We start from the raw sequence: 20,309 nt of genomic DNA on the forward strand, positions 1-20,309 counted from the left end.
ACGCGCCCTCCTTGGGCCCGTTGTTTCGCGCCTTAGCGGAGCTTGGCCTCCGTTCCCAAAAAACAATCGACTTGATGAGGTGCGGGCATGGCTCAGGCGCTGGGATTCGACTTCGGCACAACGAACACGGTCTTGGCCACGGCTGACGGGCCGACAACGCATTCAATGGCCTTTACGAGTGCGGCCGGAACTGCCGACAGCATGCGTACTGCCCTTTCCTTCATGAAGGATCCGCAACTCGGCACGTCCGCCCTGAAGGTCGAGGCCGGCCACGCGGCAATCCGGCAATTCATCGATAACCCCGGGGACTGCCGTTTCCTGCAGTCGATCAAGACCTTTGCGGCAAGCGCGCTCTTTCAGGGCACCCTCGTCTACGCGAAGCGCCACAGTTTCGAGGACCTGATGGAGGTCTTTATCAGGCGCCTCCGGAACTATGCCGGCGACAACTGGCCGTCCGACGTCAAGCGTATCGTCACCGGCCGCCCCGTGCATTTTGCCGGCGCGAACCCTGACCCTGCGCTGGCGACCCAGCGCTATAACGAGGCGCTGTCCCGCTTCGGCTTTCCGGAGGTTCACTTCGTCTACGAACCGGTGGCCGCCGCGTTCTACTTCGCGCAGAACCTGAAATCCGATGCGACGGTTCTCGTCGCCGACTTCGGCGGCGGTACGACCGACTATTCGCTTATCCGGTTTGAAACGGTGGCCGGCAAACTGACGGCGACCCCGATCGGTCATTCGGGTGTCGGGATCGCCGGCGATCACTTTGACTATCGCATGATCGACAACATCGTCGCCCCTCAGATCGGCAAGGGGAGTCATTTCAAGAGTTTCGACAAAATCCTTGAAGTCCCTACGAACTACTACTCGAGCTTCGGTCGCTGGAACCAGCTCTCCATCTTCAAGACGTCGCGCGAATTCGAGGATCTCAAGAAGCTTGTGCGCACGGCGCTCGAGCCCGAGAAGCTCGAGACCTTCATCGATCTCGTCGACCACGATGAAGGTTACCCGCTCTATCAGGCTGTATCCGCGACGAAGATGGCGCTCTCCGCTTCGGACGAAGCAGCATTCGACTTCGCGCCCCTCGGCCGCGGAGGCCACCTGACGATTCGCCGGGCCGATTTCGAAAGCTGGATTGCAGATGATCTCGTACGGATCGAAGGCGCACTCGATGACGTGCTGGAAAGGACGAACACGACATCCGGCATGATCGACAAGGTGTTCCTCACCGGAGGCACGTCGTTTGTCCCGGCTGTGCGCCGCATCTTCACCGAGCGCTTCGATAAGGACCGCATCGAGACCGGCGGCGAACTGCTTTCCATCGCCCACGGCTTGGCGTTGATTGGCGAACGTGAGGACATCACGCAATGGACGGTGCAATAGGTCGTCTCCCGCCTATCGTGCTCTTTCATTGACGTCTCGGCTTCGCTAAGGTCACCGTTATGATCTCCGTCAGCGAACTCTCTCCGGGCGAACTCGCCGCGCTTCTGCATTTCCATGCCGAAGCCGGCGTGGAATGGCTGCTCGAGGAGGAAGCTGTCGATCGCTTTGCTGAGTTCGAGGCAATGAAAGCGGCAAGGCGAAGCACGGTCCCTTCGCCGCAGACTGCTGACGTTCGGGAGTCCACGGCCCGCCCGGCGGCTCAGACCACACAAAGGAACGCTCCCGCCCCCGAGCGTGCAGCCCAGCGGCCGCAGCCTTCGATCCCGGATGGCGAGGCCGTGCAGCAGGCACGCTTCGCCGCCGAGAGCGCCCGTTCGCTTCAGGAACTGAAAACGGCGCTCGAGGCATTCAACGGATGCAATCTCAAGCACAGCGCACGCTCGACGATCTTCGCCAGCGGTGATGCGGCCAGCGGGATCATGGTGATCGGTTCGGCGCCAGGGGCGGACGATGATCGTGAAGGCCAGCCCTTCTCCGGACGGCCTGGCCAACTGCTCGACAAGATGCTCGGGGCAATCGGTCTGCAGCGCGACGCCATATTGCTGACGCAGGTCATTCCCTGGCGACCACCGGGCAATCGCATTGCGTCGACCGCCGAAATGGATATTTGCCGTCCTTTCATCGAGCGGCAGATTGCTCTTGCCGAGCCGAAGGCGATTCTCGTACTCGGCAACTTTGCCGCCAGGGTCTTTTTTGGCGAAACCGATACGATTCACGGGTTGCGCGGGCAATGGCGAGAGATTGCGGTCGGAAACCGCATTATTCCTGCGATTGCGACATTGCACCCTCAGGATCTATTGACGGCACCAGTCAACAAACGATTGGCCTGGAACGATCTTTTGGCTTTTCAGGCCAAACTGGCAGCGCTCTGACGTGCCCTGAAAATAGGCAAATACAAATCTTTTGTGAAAACACCTATGCGTTTTTCGCATATCTGCCGTTTATTCTAATGCATTGAAAAGTTCATGTTGCAGTGCAATATATTGCTGTGTCTTGGGAGGAATCAACAGGAACCAAGGCAATGACTGCACGTTTTCGTCCTATACACTGTGGGTTTGAAACCCTTCGCCTTGCTAGCGAGCAAGGCCGCACAACGCAAAGCTACAGCCGCATTGGCTTCGCCACGAACGAGCAAATGGTTGCTCGCGGGACTGGCGCCAGCGGGCGCATCGCGCGTCCCGCCATGATCTTTGCGGACTTTCAGCAATACTGAGGCCGAGGCTGGCATTTGCTGGCCTCTTGTCGCGTTGCCTGCCTGAGCAATTCTCACCGACCTGGATCCTCGAGGGGCCGCGCGCCTCGTGGGCATCACGCCTCGCAGCGGAACGCGTCGTCCACATAGGCGAACTTGATCGCTTGCCACCGACTGTATTGCTCGACAAACGAACGCGACATCCAGAGCACGGGTTTCTTGTCGATCGTATCCCAACCAATGCATCCTTGCTGCGCCGCCTTGGCGAAAAGCCGCTGCAAGTGCGTACGCGATATCATGAAATCCGCCGCCAGTGCGCGACTGTCAACATGACCGACCACGACGCGCTCGGGATCGTCGCCGTCCAGATCGATCCGCGAGACAAGATGATCGACGATCAGTCCGCCAGCGTCGTTCCACTGGAAGAGCGCCACATGCTCTGGGGGCTCTCTCCACTGGGGATCCTGGAGGCAATTGAGTGCAATTCGCGGCTGCATGACGCGGACCAGTTCCGGGTGAGCCTCAACATGGGCAACCCGGCTTCCGCCGTCCAACAGATCGAGAGCGCCCAGATTGGAGACCAACCAGCCAAACATCGCCTGATGACTGATTTCCGTCGGCTCGAACTGGCGGGGACGTCGGCGCTCGGCTCCTGGTGCATAGGCGATGAAGCGGTAGGTGACGAGTTCGTCGATAAAGCTCAACACCGTGTTGCGGCTGGCCACCTTGTGCGATGTGATCTCGCGCGTCAGCCGAACCGCCGTGAAGCCCGACGTGGAATCTGCGGGATTGCGCTCCATGGCAAGCGCATAGGCAGTCTGCGTCAGCAACCAGCGTTGTTGTGAAGCAAGCAAACGCGCCAATCGCGGGCCGGTGTTGAACATGCCGCGCATACGCCCCGCATGGAAGCGGAGGGCCAGGATGAACTTCGGGTTCGCAACCAAGTCTTCGGCACTAAGAGGCATTTTTCTCCCGACGCGCGTATCCGGCGTCGGCACTCCCCAGGCACCAGGACGTCCGACCAGCCCATAACATGCGCATTTGCGAATAAATGATGCTTCGTCAAGTTCATAAGACGCAAGAACTGTTCGGATGTCGTTCACTATTTCGTTTGAATTTCTCCCGCAAAACGCGAGAACTTCCGTTGCGTCGTCACAAAGCTGCGATTGCAGGCGGCCTTCAGGATCCGGCCTGCCGTGCCCCACGGCGCTCCAGATCCAACTGGTGCTCGCGGTAGATGATAAATATTCCGGCCGCCACGACAATTGCTGTCCCCAGGAGTGTGGCCCCGCTTGGGATATCGCCGAACACGAAATACGCGATGACACCGCCGATGACGATCGATGTGTACTCGAACGGCGCAACCGTCGAGACATCAGCGTGCCGGTAGCTCTCCGTCAACAGGATCTGCGCCACGCCCCCACAGAAGCCGGCCAAGATGAGAAACAATTGCGGCGCCAGATCAAGGACCTGCCAGCCGAACGGCACTGTCACGAGTGAGAACACCGTGGCGGTGATCGAAAAATAGAGGACGATCGTGGCGGTCTTCTCTTCCTCGACCAATCGTCGCACCTGAATCATCGCCATGCCGCCGAGCACCGAAGCCAGCAACACCGTTAGCGCGCCAATCGCCTGCTCGGCATGGATCCCGCCCTCACGGAAAAGGGTCAGTTTCGGCCACGATATGATGGCCACGCCGACAATCCCGAAAAGTACGGCGCTCCAGCGGTAGATTCGGACAGTTTCCCCGAGAAACACAGCTGCGAAGATCACGGCGACAAGCGGCATCGCGTAGCCAAGTGCAATGGCTTCCGGCAGCGGCAGGTGCAGCAGCCCATAGAAGCCGAGCCCCATTGATATGATGCCGAGCGTTCCCCGCTTCAGATGACCGATCGGATTGGCCGTATAGAATGCCGATCGCAACTGGCCGCGATAGGCAAGATAAGCCATGATGGGAAACAGTGCGAAGAAGGAGCGGCAGAACGTCACCTGCCCCGGCTGGATGTCACTGCCGGCGAGCTTGATGAAGGTCTGCATTGCCAGGAAAACAACCACCGAGCCAACCTTGAACGCAATACCCCTCATCGGGTTTCCCGTAGCCGACCGCATGTCTTGAACTCTTGGATTGCTGTTTGGAGGCAGGAGGACGCGCCAGACTCGGCACATCTCGACTGTGACAGTCGCCGGGCCGAATGAACAGATAGAAAATCGGAAAATTTCGATGCTCAATCAATCGGATCGCACAAATTTTCATCAAATCTGAGATGTGCCCAAAAATGTTCATCCGATGAGTGTCCGCCTTAACGCTTCGGAAACCATAGAATCGCATTGATTGGCCGATATTTCAGTCCTCTTTCTCTCAGCTTGCATCGCTATCGGGGCAATTTCCATGACGCAGCTCAAATCCAGGGACAACGATCAGCAACGGTTGACCGCCACACCGCGGCTGATGCGTGCGGTAACGGAGGGAATCGGCACCGATCTTGAAAGTTTCAGCGCCGCGAACTCGCATGTGGTCAAGCAGATCAAGCTTCTTGCAATCAATGCGTTGATCGAAGCCGCCCGCGCCGGCGAAGCCGGGAAAGGTTTTGCTGTCGTTGCCAACGAGGTGCAGCGGCTGGCACAGGTCGCAAGCGACATTTCAGGGAAATTCGAAGGCAACGTCATTGGGCGTATCGGGCATTCCCGCGTCATGGCGGAAGCGCTCGTGAACGAGATGGAGGGCGTAAGGCTTACCGATCTCGCCCAAACTCTCGTGCAACTGATCGTCCGCAATCTCTTCGAGCGAACCGCCGACGTGCGGTGGTGGGCGACCGATGCCGCGCTTTGGCAGGCGCTGCAGGAGCCGACAAAGGAAAGGGCGACCTTCGCTGCCCAACGACTTGGGGTCATCAATCGCTTCTACACCGTCTATCTCGACCTCGTTTTGACAGATGCCTCAGGTCAGGTGATCGCCTCGGCAAACCCTGAATTTGAGCGCAAGACCGCCGGAAGATCGCTTGCAGGCGACGGCTGGTTCCAAGCATCCGTACGCTGCGCGTCGGGAGACGACTACATCGTCGACGATGTCCGCGACAGCCATCTGCATGGCAACCGCACCGCCCTTGTCTATGCAACGGCAGTGCGCGAGGGTGGCACGCTCCACGGCAAAACTCTCGGAACACTGGGTGTGTATTTTGACTGGCAGAAGCAGGGACAGGCGATCGTCGAAACCGAAGCCAACCTGCCTCCGCAGATAGCAGAGAAAACGACCGTGATGTTGCTCGATGGATCAAACAGGATCATCGCCTCCAGCAATCCCAACCTTCTCTTCAGCCATTTTGCGCTTCAGAACCAGGCAGGTACGGCCCGCGGTAGCTACTATGATAACAACGGCTCAATTGTCGCTTTCGCCCGGACACTCGGCTACGAGGATTACGATGGCTTGGGCTGGCATGGCGTCGTCGTTCAGCGGACTGAAGACGATGAGGCGATAAGGGCAACCCTCAACCTAAAATCCTAGTCACGGACCGCCTAGATTTGGCCGTTCCGAGATCCTCCAAATCTGCCGTTGCCGCGATTTCGCTTTAACTTTGGTTCAGACTTTGGTGTAAAGATGCCCGTCAAAATTTGTGGCGGAGTGCCTACTCTGCGTACGAAGCACTCATCCGCTCAAGGTCTTCAGGGAACACCATGCGTACAGATACCGGCCAGGTCATCAATCTGGCAGACTACCAGCCCACCGAATTCGTTCTGGAACGCGTGGATCTGACCTTCGAGCTCGATCCCACTGAAACCAAGGTTGAAGCACGACTGATTTTCCATCGCCGCGAGGGTGTCGATCCCAAGGCTCCGCTGATGCTCGACGGCGATGAACTGACGCTTTCCGGCCTGCTGTTCGATCAGTTGGAAATGCCGGCCGACCAATACACGGCAACGCCGGAAAGCCTGACGGTCCGCGATCTACCCGCATCAGAACCGTTCGAGCTGACGATCACTACGATCATCAACCCCGAAGCCAATACGAAACTGATGGGCCTTTACCGCACCGGCGGTATCTATTGCACGCAGTGCGAGGCTGAAGGCTTCCGGCGGATCACCTATTTCCAGGACCGCCCCGATGTTCTGGCGCCTTACACCGTCAACATCATTGCCGAGAAGGCCGCCAACCCGCTGCTGCTGTCGAACGGCAATTTCCTCGGGGGTGCTGGCTATGGCGAAGGCAAGCACTTCGCCGCCTGGTTCGATCCGCATCCTAAGCCGAGCTATCTCTTTGCGCTGGTCGCCGGCGATCTCGGCGTCATCGAAGATACGTTCACGACGATGTCCGGTCGCGAGGTCGCCCTGAAGATCTATGTCGAGCACGGCAAAGAGCCGCGCGCCGCTTACGCGATGGACGCACTAAAGCGTTCGATGAAGTGGGACGAAGAGGTCTTCGGGCGCGAATATGATCTCGACATCTTCATGATCGTCGCCGTCTCCGACTTCAACATGGGCGCGATGGAGAACAAGGGCCTCAACGTCTTCAACGACAAGTACGTCCTTGCCGATCCGGAAACGGCCACGGATAGCGACTACGCCAACATCGAAGCGATCATCGCCCACGAGTACTTCCACAACTGGACCGGCAACCGCATCACTTGCCGCGACTGGTTCCAGCTGTGCCTGAAGGAAGGCCTGACCGTCTTTCGTGATCACGAGTTCTCGGCCGACCAGCGCTCGCGCCCGGTCAAGCGCATCGCCGAGGTCCGCCACCTGAAATCCGAGCAGTTCCCAGAGGATGCAGGCCCGCTCGCACATCCTGTTCGACCGACAAAATACCGTGAAATCAATAACTTCTATACGACAACCGTCTACGAGAAGGGCAGCGAAGTCACGCGAATGATCGCGACGCTGCTTGGCAAGAAGACGTTCAAGAAGGGCATGGACCTCTACTTCGACCGTCATGATGGCCAGGCTGTCACGATCGAGGACTTTGTGAAATGCTTCGAGGACGCCAGCGGGCGCGATCTCACACAATTCTCACTGTGGTACCATCAGGCCGGCACGCCGCTGGTTACGGCTTCCGGCTGTTACGATGCTGCCGCAAAAGCCTTCAGCCTCTCGCTCGAGCAAATGATCCCTGCAACCCCGGGTCAGTCCGACAAGCAGCCGATGCACATTCCGCTGAACCTGCAACTTTTTGCGGAGGATGGAGCAGCCATAGCGCCGACTTCCGTTGAAAGTGCGGAATATACCGGCGCCATTCTGCATCTCACAGAGCGCACCCAAACGGCAGTATTCCACGGGATCCAGACGCGACCGGTGGTCTCGATCAATCGCAGCTTCTCGGCTCCCATCAATCTCCATTTCGACCAGTCGCCTGCCGACCTGGCGCTGCTCGCCCGCCATGAGACGGACCATTTCGCGCGCTGGCAGGCCCTGACGGACCTTGCACTTCCGAACCTTTTGAAGGCGGCTCGCGATGCACGGGAAGGAAACCCCGTCGGTTGTGAGACAACCTTCGTCGACAGCCTCATCGCCGCGGCGGCTGACGAGAGTCTGGAACCCGCCTTCCGCGCCCAGGCCCTGGCGCTGCCCAGCGAAGCCGATATTGCCCGCGAACTCGGGGGCAATAACGATCCGGACGCAATCCACGCCGGCCGCCAGGCAGTCATGAAACAGGTTGCCGACGCCGGACGCGACACTTTCGCTGCACTCTATGACTCGATGACGACGCCCGGCACCTTCAGCCCGGACGCAAAGAGCGCGGGTCGCCGCGCCCTGCGCAACGCCGCGCTGACCTACCTCTCCTATGCCGAGAATTCGCCGGTACGCGCCAAGGCTGCCTTCGATGCCGCCAACAACATGACCGACCTGTTGCATGCGCTGACGGTCCTTGCGCACCGTTTCCCAGACAGCGCGGAAGCTGCCGAAGCGTTGTCGACCTTCCGGGATCGGTTCTCCGAGAACGCCCTGGTCATCGACAAATGGTTTTCGGTGCAGGCAACGATACCAGGCGGCGGCACGCTCGATCGGGTGCTGAAGCTCATGGAGAACCCTCTGTTCACGAGGACTAACCCCAATCGCGTCCGTTCATTGGTCGGCGCCTACGCTTTTGCCAATCCGACAGGCTTCGGTCGGGCCGATGGAGAGGGCTACCGCTTCCTCGCACGCGAGATTCTCGACATCGACCGGCGCAACCCTCAGTTGGCCGCGCGCATTCTGACGTCGATGCGTTCCTGGCGCTCCCTGGAGCCGGTTCGACAGGACCATGCCCGCGCTGCCCTGCTGGAAATCGAACGCGCCGCGGAGCTCTCGACCGACGTCCGTGACATCGTGGAACGCACCCTGAAAGGGTGATTTGCTGTCGAAGGCCGCTGCGCTGGTCGCAGCGACCTTCTGACCGCCAAAGAAAATTCAGCATCTAGAATCGGTTAACAGATTTTTACCTTTTCCTCTGGACAAGGCGAATCACCAGTGATTCATTGAGTTAGGTTCGGGCGAGCGGCGCTGCGAATCACACGAGGGATCAAGGCTGAAGAGATGATGAACGTGCGGCGGGCAACCGCAGCCGAGGGACGGCTGCGTGTCGATTTCGACGGCCTCCTGGCCTGGCGGGACAGCTTTTCAGTCCGCCGCTCCGCCATGACTTCATCATCTTCGCGCAGCCTGTCGCAGGTCGAAATCGTCCTGAAGCGAATTATTCCGATCCTGATCGTAGCCTTCCTTACGGTTGTAGCCGCGTCACACTTCTTTGGAATGGTCTCCGAATACGGGCGGACAGAAGCCGCTGCCCGTCACTCCACCGCGCTTGCCGCCGCGACCGCCGCCGCGGCCTTCGCCGATGCCAACCGGATCTTCGAAACCGCGGATGCCGCGCAGGCGCAGGCTCGGCTGGCGCGCTTCCTTCCGCAGGACCGCCTGGATGACGATGCGTTCGTGCTGCTCGTGCAGCCAAGCGGCAAGGTGTTTGCCGCAACTGCCGCCGGCTCGGCTTACCTCGGCGCCAGCGTCGGCGATTTCTTCTCAGAGATCTCGGCGGTTCGCCGGTTCGGCGATCGCGCTGGCGTCATCGAGACAACAATCAGCGGGCTTCCGCACTACGCGGAAATCACGCTCATCGGCAACTCCGGCGGCTATGTCATCGCGGCAACGTCGTTGGAGCGGATCAGCAAGCTCTGGCGAGACGAGGTCACGCTGAACGTGACCCTCTTCGCAGGCATCTCCTCGATCCTGCTCGTCATCCTCTACGCCTACTATATGCAGGTGAAGCGCGCCCGCGATGCCGACGATACCTTTCTGGAGTCGAACCTTCGCGTCGAAACCGCGCTGTCGCGCGGGCGCTGTGGGCTCTGGGACTTCGATTTCGACCGCCGCGAATTTTACTGGTCGCGCTCGATGTACGAAATGCTTGGGCTTCCCGGCTCGGACCGGACGATGTGCTTCAGCGATGCCGCCCGCCTGATGCATCCGGATGACGGCGGCGTCTACGAAATCGCCCGGTCAATCGCTCGCGGTGATGCGGGCCAGGTCGACCAGATCTTCCGCATGCGGCATGCCGGCGGCCATTATGTCTGGATGCGGGCTCGCGCGCAGGTGATCCGCACCAATTCCGGCCGCGTCCACATGATCGGTATCGCGATGGACGTGACCGAGCAGCATCGCCTCGCCCAGCGCTATGCCGAGGCCGATCAGCGACTGGCCGACGCCATCGAATGCACATCGGAAGCCTTCGTGCTCTGGGACAAGAACGACCGCCTCGTCATGTGCAACGCGCACTTCCAGCAGGCGTACGGACTTCCCGATAGCGTCTTGGTCCCCGGCACCGAGCGCACAGTCGTCAATGCTGCCGCCGCGCGCCCCGTGATCGAACGCCGTATCGCCGACGCAGATGGCTCCGGTTATTCCCGCACAACCGAAGTACAGCTTGCCGACGAGCGCTGGCTGCAGATCAACGAGCGCCGTACGCGCGACGGCGGCATGGTTTCGGTCGGCACCGACATTACGCTGCTCAAGCGCAACCAGGAGCGCCTGCGCGACTCCGAACGCCGTCTCATGGCGACGATCGGAGACCTCTCCGCTTCCCGCCAGACGCTGGAAAGCCAGAAGGCGGCCCTTTCTGTCGCCAACTCCAACTACCTGCTCGAGAAGGAGCGCGCGGAAGGCGCCAACCGTGCGAAGAGCGAGTTCCTGGCAAACATGTCCCACGAACTTCGCACGCCGCTCAACGCAATCCTCGGTTTTTCGGAGATCCTGCAGGATCAGATGTTCGGTCCGCTCGGCTCGTCGAAGTACAACGAATATGCCCGCGACATTCACGACAGCGGCAAGCATCTCCTGAACGTCATCAGCGACATTCTCGACATGTCGAAGATCGAGGCCGGCCACATGAAGCTCGAGTGCGAGACGATCGATCTCGCGCCGCTCATCGAGGAAAGCCTTCGCTTCACAGCAATCCCGGCCGCCCAAAAGAACATCTTCGTCGAACAGCGCCTTTGCGATGGAATGCGGTTGACCGCCGATCGCCGTGCCATGAAGCAGATCCTGCTGAACCTGCTCTCCAACGCCGTGAAGTTCACCAACGAAGGCGGTCACATCGCCGTGCGCACGCGTCGTACCAGCAGCGGCGTCATGCTGACGATTGCCGACACCGGCATCGGCATCCCTCGCGCGGCGCTCGGCAAGATCGGCCAGCCTTTCGAACAGGTGCAAAACCAGTACGCGAAAAGCAAGGGAGGCTCTGGCCTCGGTCTCGCGATCTCGCGGTCGCTGACGATCCTTCAAGGCGGGAAAATGAAAATCCGTTCGCGCGAGGCGATCGGCACCGTCATTTCCCTGCACATCCCGAACGGCGACCGCTAAGTTTTCACAACTATCTGGAATACTTTCCTGATGGCTTTCGAGAGCCGTTTGATCTCTCCCTCAAGCGTCTTGATGTCAGGGCAATCGGCTGCCCGGCAGACAAGATCAATGAGGCCCGCCGGCGCCTCCTTCGGCTCGAACAAGCCATCGATACATAGGCGGATGAGCTGTGAGATATCGGTATAGAGCGACAGTGTCGCTAGGCAGAGTTCCATATCATCGCGGTCCATCAGCTCCGCGCCGACTAACTTCACCTGCCCTGCCGTATTGAAGTCGTCCTCCTCGATGGCGATGCCTTTGGTGGAGGCCACGAGCCGCAGATACTGCGCGATGAATTCGATGTCGATCAAGCCGCCCGGAATGAGCTTCAGGTCCCAGATGCTGGCCGGCGGTTTTTCCTGCTCAATCAGGGCCCGCATCTCCGACACGTCCTTGGCGATCTTCTCTGCGTCGGTCTTCGAACGAAGCACGTCTGCGATGATCCGCTCAGCCTCCTTGATCAATTCCTTGTCGCCGCACACGAGGCGGGCACGCGTCAGAGCCATATGCTCCCAGGTCCAGGCTTCCTCGCGCTGATACTTTTCGAAGGACTTGATGCGGGTGGCGACCGGCCCCTTGTTTCCCGAGGGCCTGAGGCGCATGTCGACCTCATAGAGCACGCCCTCCGCCATCGGCGCCGAGAGCGCCGAAATCAGCCGCTGGGTGATGCGGGTGAAATAGCGCGTCGAGTCCAGAGGCTTGGGGCCCGATGATTCGGCGGCTTCATCGTCGTAATCATAGAGCAGGATGATATCGATGTCGGAACCTGCAGTGAGTTCGAAGGTCCCGAGCTTACCCATACCGACCACAGCCACACGACCACCCGGAAAATCGCCATGTGCCGTCCTGATCTCCTTCATGACGGCATCGAGCACTGCCTCAAGGACGAGATCGGCCAGATGAGTGAAGGCGCGGCCGGCCATGGCGCCTCGGATCGCGCCGGTCAACAGCCGGATGCCGATGAGGAAGCGCTGTTCGTCCGCGAAGATGCGCAGTCGATCGAGCACCTCCTCATAGTACCGCGCGGGCGCGAGAAAGCCGCGTATGCGTTCGGCGAGATAGGATCGCGTCGGTAATTCCGCCATCAGGCCGGGATCAAGCATGCCGTCGAACACATGCGGCTTGGCGGCAATGACCTCTGCCAGCTTCGGCGCCGAGGACATGATGTTGACGATGAGCGACAAAAGCGCCGGGTTGCTGCCAAGGAGCGAAAACAGCTGAATGCCGGAGGGCAGGCCGGAGAGAAAGCTGTCGAAGCGCAGGATCGCTTCGTCGGCGCGGTTGCTTTCCCCGAACACGCGCAGCAGCTCCGGTGTCAGTTCAGTCAGCCGTTCGCGTGCCTCCACGGATTGCGTCGCCTTGTAGCGACCGTAGTGCCATGTGCGGATAACGCGAGAAATGTCGGACGGGCGCTCGAAGCCGAGCTTGCGCAGCGTGTTCAGCGTATCGGGATCGTCGGCCTGACCGGTGAACACCAGATTGCCCGTTTCTGTTGAAAGCTTGGTCTCTTGTTCGAACAAGCGGGCATAGCGCCGCTCGACCGTCTTGAAGACCTCGACCAGGCGCGTGGCAAAACTCGGCGTGTCGTCGAACCCCATCATGAAGGCGATGCGCTTCAGATCGGTTTCGGTCTCGGGTAAAAGATGGGTTTGCTCGTCGTGCACCATCTGAATTCGATGCTCGACGTCGCGAAGGAACCAATAGGCCTCGGTCAGCTCGTCGCGCGTCTCCTCGTCGATCCATTTCGCTTTTGTCAGCTCCGCCAACGTCTCTTCGGTACCGCGGCAACGAAGTGCCGGCATCCGGCCGCCGGCGATCAACTGCTGCGTTTGCGCGAAGAATTCGATCTCGCGGATGCCGCCACGACCGAGCTTTACGTTATGGCCCTTGACCGCGATTGCGCCATATCCCTTGTGCGCATGGATCTGCCGCTTGATGGAATGGATGTCGGCGATAGCAGCGTAGTCGAGATACTTGCGAAAGACGAACGGAACCAGCCCGCGCAGGAACTGCTCGCCGGCTTGGATATCGCCAGCGACCGCCCGTGCCTTGATGAAAGCGGCACGTTCCCAGTTCTGCCCTCTGCCCTCATAATAGATCATTGCCGCATCGAACGAGATGGCAAGCGGCGTCGATCCCGGATCCGGCCGCAGCCGCAAGTCGGTGCGGAAGACGTATCCATCGGCGGTCCGTTCCTGCATGATCCGTACGAGCCGCCGCATCAGACGCGGAAAGATCTCGATCGCGTCATCAGGATCTGCGACGATCCCCGCCTGTTCGTCAAAGAACACGACCAGATCGATATCCGATGAGTAATTGAGCTCCGATGCGCCGAGCTTGCCCATGCCAAGAACGATCAGCCCCGAGCCCTCACCGGGCGCGGTCACGTCCTTAAGCGTTACCTTGCCCCCATCGTGAGCAGCAAGCAGAAGGTGATCGATCGCCGCGCTGACGGATGCTTCTGCGAGCCGGCTCAACCAGCCGGTCGTCACGCGACCGTCGAAAATCCGGGCCAGATCCGCCAGGGCGACGAGGAAAGCGACCTTGCGCTTGATGATGCGCAGGCGGCTCATGACTTCCGCTTCGCTCGGCGCCTCGCCATTTGCTGCCGGCTTCCAGCAGGAACGCGCCTCCGCGATCATCGCCTCGATGCGCGGTTCCAACGGCTCCGAAATCGCAGTTGCGACGATTGCCGTATCGATGTTCGCAATCTCGCGTAGATAGGGAGACAAGGTCAGTGCGGTTGTGATGAAGTCGCGAAGCGTGCCGTCCGCCTTGAGCATCTCCGCCACGGCAGGTTCGCTTTTGCCGATCTTCTGAAGATCCGTCTGGGCAAGCTTCAACTCGCTCTTGTTCAGCGGTTTCAGCAGCCCGTCGGCTACTTCCACAAGGCTATGCCTCGAACCCGTCAGCATGCACCCTCCCTGGCGAACAGAACCGAGAACCGCCGGGGAGAATCACAGAACTTCCGGCAACTGGAATCTAACCTAGGGTCTGTGGCAGCGATGGCCAACACAGAATTCAATCAGTAGTCAACGTGTTCGCGGAGAGCTATTCACCGGAAAGATCATACTGACCGTGAGGCCGCGCTTTTCCTGATTTTGCGGATCGGTATCGGACAGTTCCAGCTTCCCGCCGTGCAGTTCCATCACCGCCTCGACCAAGGAGAGGCCAAGGCCGGTGCCGGGCTTGGAGCGGCTTTCATCCAGCCGCACGAAGCGCTTCAGCACATCCTCCCGCTTCTCGGCCGGGATTCCCGACCCATGATCAGCGACTGAGAGGCAAATGCCATCGGCCCGGCGGAGCAGCTTCAGCGCGATATCGCCGTGGCCCTCGGCATCCGAGGAATATTTGATGGCATTGTCGATGAGATTGAAAATCGCCTGGCCGATTAGCTCGCGGTTGCCCTGCACCTCGATATCCGGCTGGATCGATGATGTGAGCACCAACCCGGCTTCGTCGGCGACGGGTTCATAGAGTTCAGTGCTGTCTGCCACGATCGCCGAGAGGTCGACCGCCGACATTTCTGCGGCGACCGATCCCGCTTCGACGCGCGAGATCATCAGCAGTGCATTGAACGTACGGATCAGCTGATCGGACTCGGATATAATTCCCTCAAGCGCGACGCGTCGAACCTCGCCGTCCTTGGTGTCCAGTGCGTCGGCGGCCTTGTTGCGCAACCGCGTCAGCGGCGTCTTGAGGTCGTGCGCAATGTTGTCTGAGACCTGTCGCAATCCCTCGTTCAGCTTCTCTATCCGCCCGAGCATCGTATTGAGTGAAACAGACAGGCGATCGAACTCGTCGCCGGAACCGCCGACTGGAAGACGCTGCGAGAGGTCGCCAGCCATGATCTTCTTGCTGGCATCGGACATGCGGTCGATGCGTTTCAAGGCATTTCGACCGATGCCGAACCAGATGATGATCGCCCCGAGACCCATGATCGCGAGCGCGATCATCAGCGCCTGCCGGACCAGCCCGCGGAATGCCTCGGGCTCCCCGAGGTCGCGGCCGATCAGCAGACGCAACCCGTTGTCCAGCACGAAGATGTTGGCAACGGCCATGTGCCGGCGACTGATGCCGCTTTCCGCATAACGCTGATAGGTGAAGGGCAAGGAGGTCCACCCCTCCTCATCGAGCACCCCGGGCTGCACAGATGCGACGTTACCGGCGAGGATATCGCCCGAGGGACCGGCAATGATATAGAGATTGGCACCGGGCTGGCGCGCGCGACGCTCCATCGTCCGAAGAAGAAGGTTCATGCCGCCGGCATCATAGGCCCGCTGGACCTGATCGACCTCCTGCTGCACGGCTTCGCGGATCTGGTTGGTCAGAAGCCGCTCGGACATCGCGGTCACATAGAAGACCAGCGTCGCGGCGCAGATGGCGAAGAGCAGGATGTAAAGTGCCGAGAGGCGGACTGCCGTAGACTTGAAGAGAAACCAGAAGCGGTTCATCCCTCGTCCTTGATCATATACCCCGCACCGCGAATGGTCTTGAGAAGCGGCTGGGCGAAGTCCTTCTCGATCTTCGACCGCAGTCGCGAAACATGAACGTCGATGACGTTGGTCTGAGGATCGAAGTGGTAGTCCCAGACGTTTTCGAGAAGCATCGTCCGGGTCACGACCTGACCGGCATTCTTCATCAAATATTCGAGGAGGCGGAATTCGCGCGGCTGCAGCGGTATTTCCTTGCCACCGCGTCGAACCTCATGCGCGAGCCGGTCCAGTTCAAGATCGCCGACGCGATAGACAACGTCCTGATCCGGCGTGCCCTTGCGGCGGCCAAGCACCTCGACACGAGCAAGAAGTTCACTGAAGGCATAAGGCTTCGGCAGATAGTCGTCACCACCCGCCCTGAGGCCTGTCACGCGGTCGTCCACCTGGCCGAGAGCGGAGAGAATGAGAACCGGCGTATGAATTCCCTTGCGGCGCAATTCGCTGATGACGGACAAACCGTCGCGGCGCGGCAACATACGATCGATGACGATCACGTCATAGCTGTTTTCCGAGCCCATGAAGAGCCCGCTTTCGCCATCGCTCGCGTGATCGGCCACAATGCCAACCTCACGAAATGCCTTGGTGAGGTAGACCGCTGCTTCGAGATCGTCTTCGATAATGAGAATCTTCATGCGGTCGACATTACCTGCCGGCTGCGTTTCGGCAAGGCTCAAAGCTTCTTCCTGTTGCGAAGAGGTCATTGCGATCACCTACGGATATGGACGAAAGGGAGCCGCGCCCAGAAGGCGCGGCTCCCCCCTATGTCAGGGTTGGCGGATTAACCCTGGCCATTGATCGGAAGGGCGACGAAGCGGCTGCCTTCCTTCGACTGGATCTGGAAGAGTGCCCGCGTGCGGCCATCCTTCTTCGCCTGGTTCAGGACCTTGACGACATCATCAGCGTTGGAGACTTCCTGGTTGTTGACCGAGGTAATCTTTTCGCCTTCCTTGATGCCCTTGTCGGCCGCGTCGGAATCCGGGTCGATGCCGGTGATCTGCAGACCCTTGCCGTCTTCGGAAGGACCAACCGTCAAGCCCAGGTCAGCCAGAGCCTTTTCGGAAGCAGGAGCCTGGCTTTCCGGTGCCTGATCGCCGTCGTCAGCGGAAGCATCCTTCTGTTCGGCGGGCAGCGTTCCGAGTTCGACCGTCAGAGACTGAGCCTTGCCGGCACGCCAGACGGAGAGCTCGACCTTCTTGCCGGGCGTCATGGCGCCGATACGGCGGCTGAGGTCGCGGGCATCCTTGACGGTTTCGCCGTTGACGGCGGTGACCACATCACCTGCCTTCATGCCAGCCTTTTCACCAGGCGTACCAGCCTGAGCGGAGACGACAAGCGCACCGCTCGCCTCGGAAAGGCCGAGCGAGTCGGCGATGTCCTTGGTGACGGGCTGGATCTGCACGCCGAGATAGCCGCGAGATACCTGGCCGTCCTTCATCAGGTCAGCAACGACATCCTTGGCCGTAGACGCCGGGATGGCAAACGCAATACCCACATTGCCGCCCGACGGAGAGAAGATCGCGGTGTTGATGCCGACGACTTCGCCACTGAGATTGAAGGTGGGGCCACCGGAGTTGCCGCGGTTCACAGCAGCGTCAACCTGCAGATAGTCGTCATACGGGCCGGAGCCGATGTCGCGGCCACGAGCCGAAACGATACCGGCCGTTACCGTACCACCGAGACCGAAGGGGTTACCGACAGCGACAACCCAGTCGCCGACGCGAACGCCGTTGTCATCGGCCCAGTTGACGTAGGTGAACTTGCGGCCCTTGCCATCAACCTTGAGGACGGCGAGGTCCGTACGGGGGTCCTTGCCGATCAGCTTGGCATCAAGCTCGGTGCCATCGTTCATGACCGCAACGAATGCCGCGCCGTCGGAAACGACGTGGTTGTTGGTGACGATGTAACCGTCTTCAGAAATGAAGAAGCCCGAGCCCTGGGCAACCGGACGCAGACGGCCCTTGCCATCCTGCGGGCCATGGTGACCCTGCGGACCACGACGGCCCTGCTGGCCCTGCGGACCTTGCTCACCGAACTGGCGGAAGAAAGGCTTCAGGGCATCCGGAAGATCGTCGAAACCACGGCCATTAAAGTCGAAGGCGAAGCCGTTGCCCTCGTCATCGGCGACGGGGTTGACACGGTTTTCGACACGCACGGAAACAACTGCCGGCGAAACCGCATCGACGACGTTCGCGAAGCTAGGAACAGACGGGGCCTGAACCTTTACGGCTTCGGCATAAGAACGGGTGATTTCGAGGGGAATACCGGTCGCAAACACCGCAGCGGCAAGGCCGGCGACGGTCGAAGCCTTCAGCGCGGTATTGAGCGACGGAGCTTTGATATTCTTAAACATGAGTGCACCTTCTTTGACTTCAACATCTACAGGATCGGGATGACCAGATCGGGTGATGAAGCAAGATATAGGACGGCACACCTTACTGCGAACTGTCCGACCGATGAAAAATTCGTAATGTGCAATACGACGCGTTGCGATCCGTGCAGCAATCTCGCCCTCGACTAAGGCTCTGTGAGTCGATAAGCCTCCTTTCCACAACCGGAGGAGGACGAGACAATGGCCCATGTGGTCACGGGGGAGGATTTTGCGCCCGACACTGCCGCGCTGGCAGCCGTCATCTTCGGTGTCACCGCCTTCGCGGTTGCACAGGGACTGACCTACCCGCTGATTTCTCTGGTCCTCGAGCATCGTAACGTTGCACCCAGCCTCATCGGCTTCAACGCCGGTTGCTTTGCGGCGGGCCTTGCTGTCGCAACGTTTGCGGTCACGTGGCTGTCGCGAAAAGTCCGCGGCGATCGCTTGATCGTCGCAGGCCTCATCGGCTGTGCCGTCAGCCTCTCCACTTTCGCAACATTCGACTCGTTCTGGGTGTGGTGCGTCGCCCGACTTTTTCTCGGATTCTTCGTCAGCCTGATTTTCATGTTGAGCGAGGCCTGGCTCAACACCGCCTGTCCCGACCGCCTGCGCGGGCGCGTTTCCGGTCTCTACGGCGCCGGCATGTGCGGTGGCTTTGCCGCGGGTCCGCTCGTGATCCCGATCTTCGGCACGGAGCAAGGCTTCGCCTTCGCCCTGCTTGCCGTCTACGTCGCCTGCGTCGCCTTCCTGACGATCATCCTTACCCGGAGAGCACGGACGCTTCCCGAGCAGGCCGCCTCGGGAGCGCTCTTCAAGTTTGTCAGAAGCGCACCGATGCTGATCTGCATGGTGGTCGCATTTGCATTCGCCGACATTGCCGCCATTGCGGCGATGCCCGTCTATTTCGTCCGGCTCGGTTATTCCGAGGCGTTCGCCGCCATCAGCGTTACGGTGCTCGCGCTGCCGACCGCGCTTGCCCAACCTGTCGTCGGCTGGCTGCTCGACAAGACCTCGCGCTTTGGCGTCGCCATCTGCTCCGGCCTGCTCGCCGGGCTGAGCTTCATCGCGATCCCGTTTCTTCAGTCGCAGGCGGCGATCCTGGTGATGTTCGGCATCATGGGCGCTGCTAGTTTTTCGCTCTACACCTGCGCCTTGACGATCCTCGGCGAGCGCTATGCCGGGGACACGCTTGTCGCGGGAAGTGCGGCCTTCGCCCTCGCCTACGCTGTCGGCAGCGCGGCGGGCTCGTCCTCGGTCGGCGCGATGATGGACGTCTATTCGCCATCGGCAGGACCTATTGCCGCCGGTAGTGTGGTGCTGGCATTCACGGGGGTGCTTGTCGCGTCTGTGGTGCGCCGCCGCCTCCACAGGCGGTCGTAGGATCACTCGTCGAGCAATTCTCTCAGGCGAGCCTGTTCTTCGGCTGTCAGCTTGGAGCCCGTCGGCCGGCCTACCCATTTCCGTGCGAAGACGATCAGCGAGAGGCCGCCTGCGACGGCGAGCAGAAGCGGCGCGCCCCACAGAAGGATCGTCTTCGTCTCGAAGCGCGGCTTCAACAGCACGAACTCGCCGTAGCGCGAGACGATGTAGTTCATCACCTGCTCGTTCGTATCGCCATCGGTCAGCCGCTCGCGCACCAGGAGGCGCAGGTCCTTGGCAAGNTCNGCNTTGGAATCGTCGATNGACTGGTTCTGGCAGACCATGCAGCGCAGTTCGGCGGAGATCGCCCGGGCGCGCGCCTCGAGCGCCGGATCGGCAAGAACCTCGTCCGGATTGACGGCAAAGGCCGGCGCGGCCGACAGAACTATCGCTATCNCCAGGAGCAGACGCCTCATCATTCGGCCGGCTCCATGGCAGGACGCAGCGGCTTTGCCCTGCGGTTCGGCGCCCCGACACGCAGGCGCCGGTCGCTCAGCGACACGAAGCCGCCGATCGCCATGATCACCGCGCC

14 protein-coding genes are annotated in these 20,309 nt (G+C 60.3%); 7 read left to right on the top strand and 7 right to left on the bottom strand.

Features of this window, described 5'->3' with window-relative positions:
• Nucleotides 1–87: 87 nt before the first annotated feature.
• The 3 genes from AF71_RS09645 (at nt 88) to AF71_RS31590 (ending at nt 2,653) form a co-directional block, all read left to right on the top strand.
• On the top strand, nt 88–1,380 hold the full coding sequence (locus AF71_RS09645; RefSeq protein WP_169681146.1) for an Hsp70 family protein: 1,293 nt from the start codon (nt 88–90) through the stop codon (nt 1,378–1,380).
• Nucleotides 1,381–1,439: 59 nt separating this feature from the next.
• Entirely contained in the window at nt 1,440–2,312 is an 873-nt protein-coding gene (locus AF71_RS09650) for a uracil-DNA glycosylase (RefSeq protein WP_018857475.1), read from the top strand.
• Between the two features lie 149 nt (nt 2,313–2,461).
• Nucleotides 2,462–2,653 carry a hypothetical protein gene (locus AF71_RS31590; RefSeq protein WP_018857476.1) on the top strand — a complete coding sequence of 64 codons (192 nt, stop codon included), beginning with the start codon at nt 2,462–2,464 and terminating at the stop codon, nt 2,651–2,653.
• 95 nt (nt 2,654–2,748) lie between these two features.
• Here the strand turns inward: AF71_RS31590 and AF71_RS09660 are convergent, their stop codons facing one another.
• Together AF71_RS09660 and AF71_RS09665 are read right to left on the bottom strand one after the other, a co-directional pair.
• Nucleotides 2,749–3,597, bottom strand: coding sequence for a hypothetical protein (locus AF71_RS09660; RefSeq protein WP_169681148.1), 849 nt, complete (start codon nt 3,595–3,597; stop codon nt 2,749–2,751).
• Nucleotides 3,598–3,811: 214 nt separating this feature from the next.
• A complete protein-coding gene (locus tag AF71_RS09665) occupies nt 3,812–4,741 on the bottom strand; it encodes a DMT family transporter (RefSeq protein ID WP_026371817.1) in 930 nt (309 codons plus the stop codon).
• Between the two features lie 280 nt (nt 4,742–5,021).
• Here AF71_RS09665 and AF71_RS32120 point away from each other — a divergent pair, with 280 nt between their 5' ends.
• The 3 genes from AF71_RS32120 to AF71_RS09680 all read left to right on the top strand — a co-directional run bounded on the left by AF71_RS32120 (nt 5,022) and on the right by AF71_RS09680 (nt 11,455).
• Nucleotides 5,022–6,134, top strand: a complete 1,113-nt coding sequence (locus AF71_RS32120; protein WP_113471593.1) for a methyl-accepting chemotaxis protein — start codon at nt 5,022–5,024, stop codon at nt 6,132–6,134.
• Nucleotides 6,135–6,304: 170 nt separating this feature from the next.
• Nucleotides 6,305–8,953, top strand: coding sequence for an aminopeptidase N (gene pepN, locus AF71_RS09675; RefSeq protein ID WP_169681150.1), 2,649 nt, complete (start codon nt 6,305–6,307; stop codon nt 8,951–8,953).
• Between the two features lie 183 nt (nt 8,954–9,136).
• Complete coding sequence (locus tag AF71_RS09680) at nt 9,137–11,455, top strand: PAS domain-containing sensor histidine kinase (protein ID WP_169681152.1); 2,319 nt, start codon at nt 9,137–9,139, stop codon at nt 11,453–11,455.
• Here AF71_RS09680 and AF71_RS09685 read toward each other — a convergent pair.
• From AF71_RS09685 to AF71_RS09700, 4 genes are all read right to left on the bottom strand, one after another.
• The gene (locus AF71_RS09685) at nt 11,452–14,409 is read right to left on the bottom strand and encodes a bifunctional [glutamine synthetase] adenylyltransferase/[glutamine synthetase]-adenylyl-L-tyrosine phosphorylase (RefSeq protein WP_169681154.1); all 2,958 of its coding nucleotides are present in this window, start codon (nt 14,407–14,409) and stop codon (nt 11,452–11,454) included. The genes AF71_RS09680 and AF71_RS09685 overlap by 4 nt on opposite strands.
• A 117-nt stretch (nt 14,410–14,526) precedes the next feature.
• The gene (locus AF71_RS09690) at nt 14,527–15,948 is read right to left on the bottom strand and encodes an ATP-binding protein (RefSeq protein ID WP_169681156.1); all 1,422 of its coding nucleotides are present in this window, start codon (nt 15,946–15,948) and stop codon (nt 14,527–14,529) included.
• Nucleotides 15,945–16,691 carry a response regulator transcription factor gene (locus tag AF71_RS09695; protein WP_025659901.1) on the bottom strand — a complete coding sequence of 249 codons (747 nt, stop codon included), beginning with the start codon at nt 16,689–16,691 and terminating at the stop codon, nt 15,945–15,947. Before AF71_RS09695 ends, AF71_RS09690 begins: the two co-directional genes overlap by 4 nt.
• A 77-nt stretch (nt 16,692–16,768) precedes the next feature.
• Entirely contained in the window at nt 16,769–18,340 is a 1,572-nt protein-coding gene (locus AF71_RS09700; RefSeq protein WP_062374591.1) for a Do family serine endopeptidase, read from the bottom strand.
• Between the two features lie 219 nt (nt 18,341–18,559).
• On the opposite strand from AF71_RS09700, the gene AF71_RS09705 reads away from it, so the two are divergent.
• Nucleotides 18,560–19,738 carry an MFS transporter gene (locus AF71_RS09705; protein WP_025659903.1) on the top strand — a complete coding sequence of 393 codons (1,179 nt, stop codon included), beginning with the start codon at nt 18,560–18,562 and terminating at the stop codon, nt 19,736–19,738.
• A gap of 2 nt (nt 19,739–19,740) precedes the next feature.
• On the opposite strand, the gene AF71_RS09710 is transcribed toward AF71_RS09705, so the two are convergent.
• Nucleotides 19,741–20,196: a cytochrome c-type biogenesis protein gene (locus tag AF71_RS09710; RefSeq protein WP_169681158.1), complete on the bottom strand. Its 456-nt coding sequence runs from the start codon at nt 20,194–20,196 to the stop codon at nt 19,741–19,743.
• Nucleotides 20,197–20,309 lie beyond the last annotated feature (113 nt).

The sequence above is a fragment of the Rhizobium sp. 57MFTsu3.2 genome (genome assembly GCF_012932765.1).
GTDB lineage: Bacteria > Pseudomonadota > Alphaproteobacteria > Rhizobiales > Rhizobiaceae > Rhizobium > Rhizobium altiplani.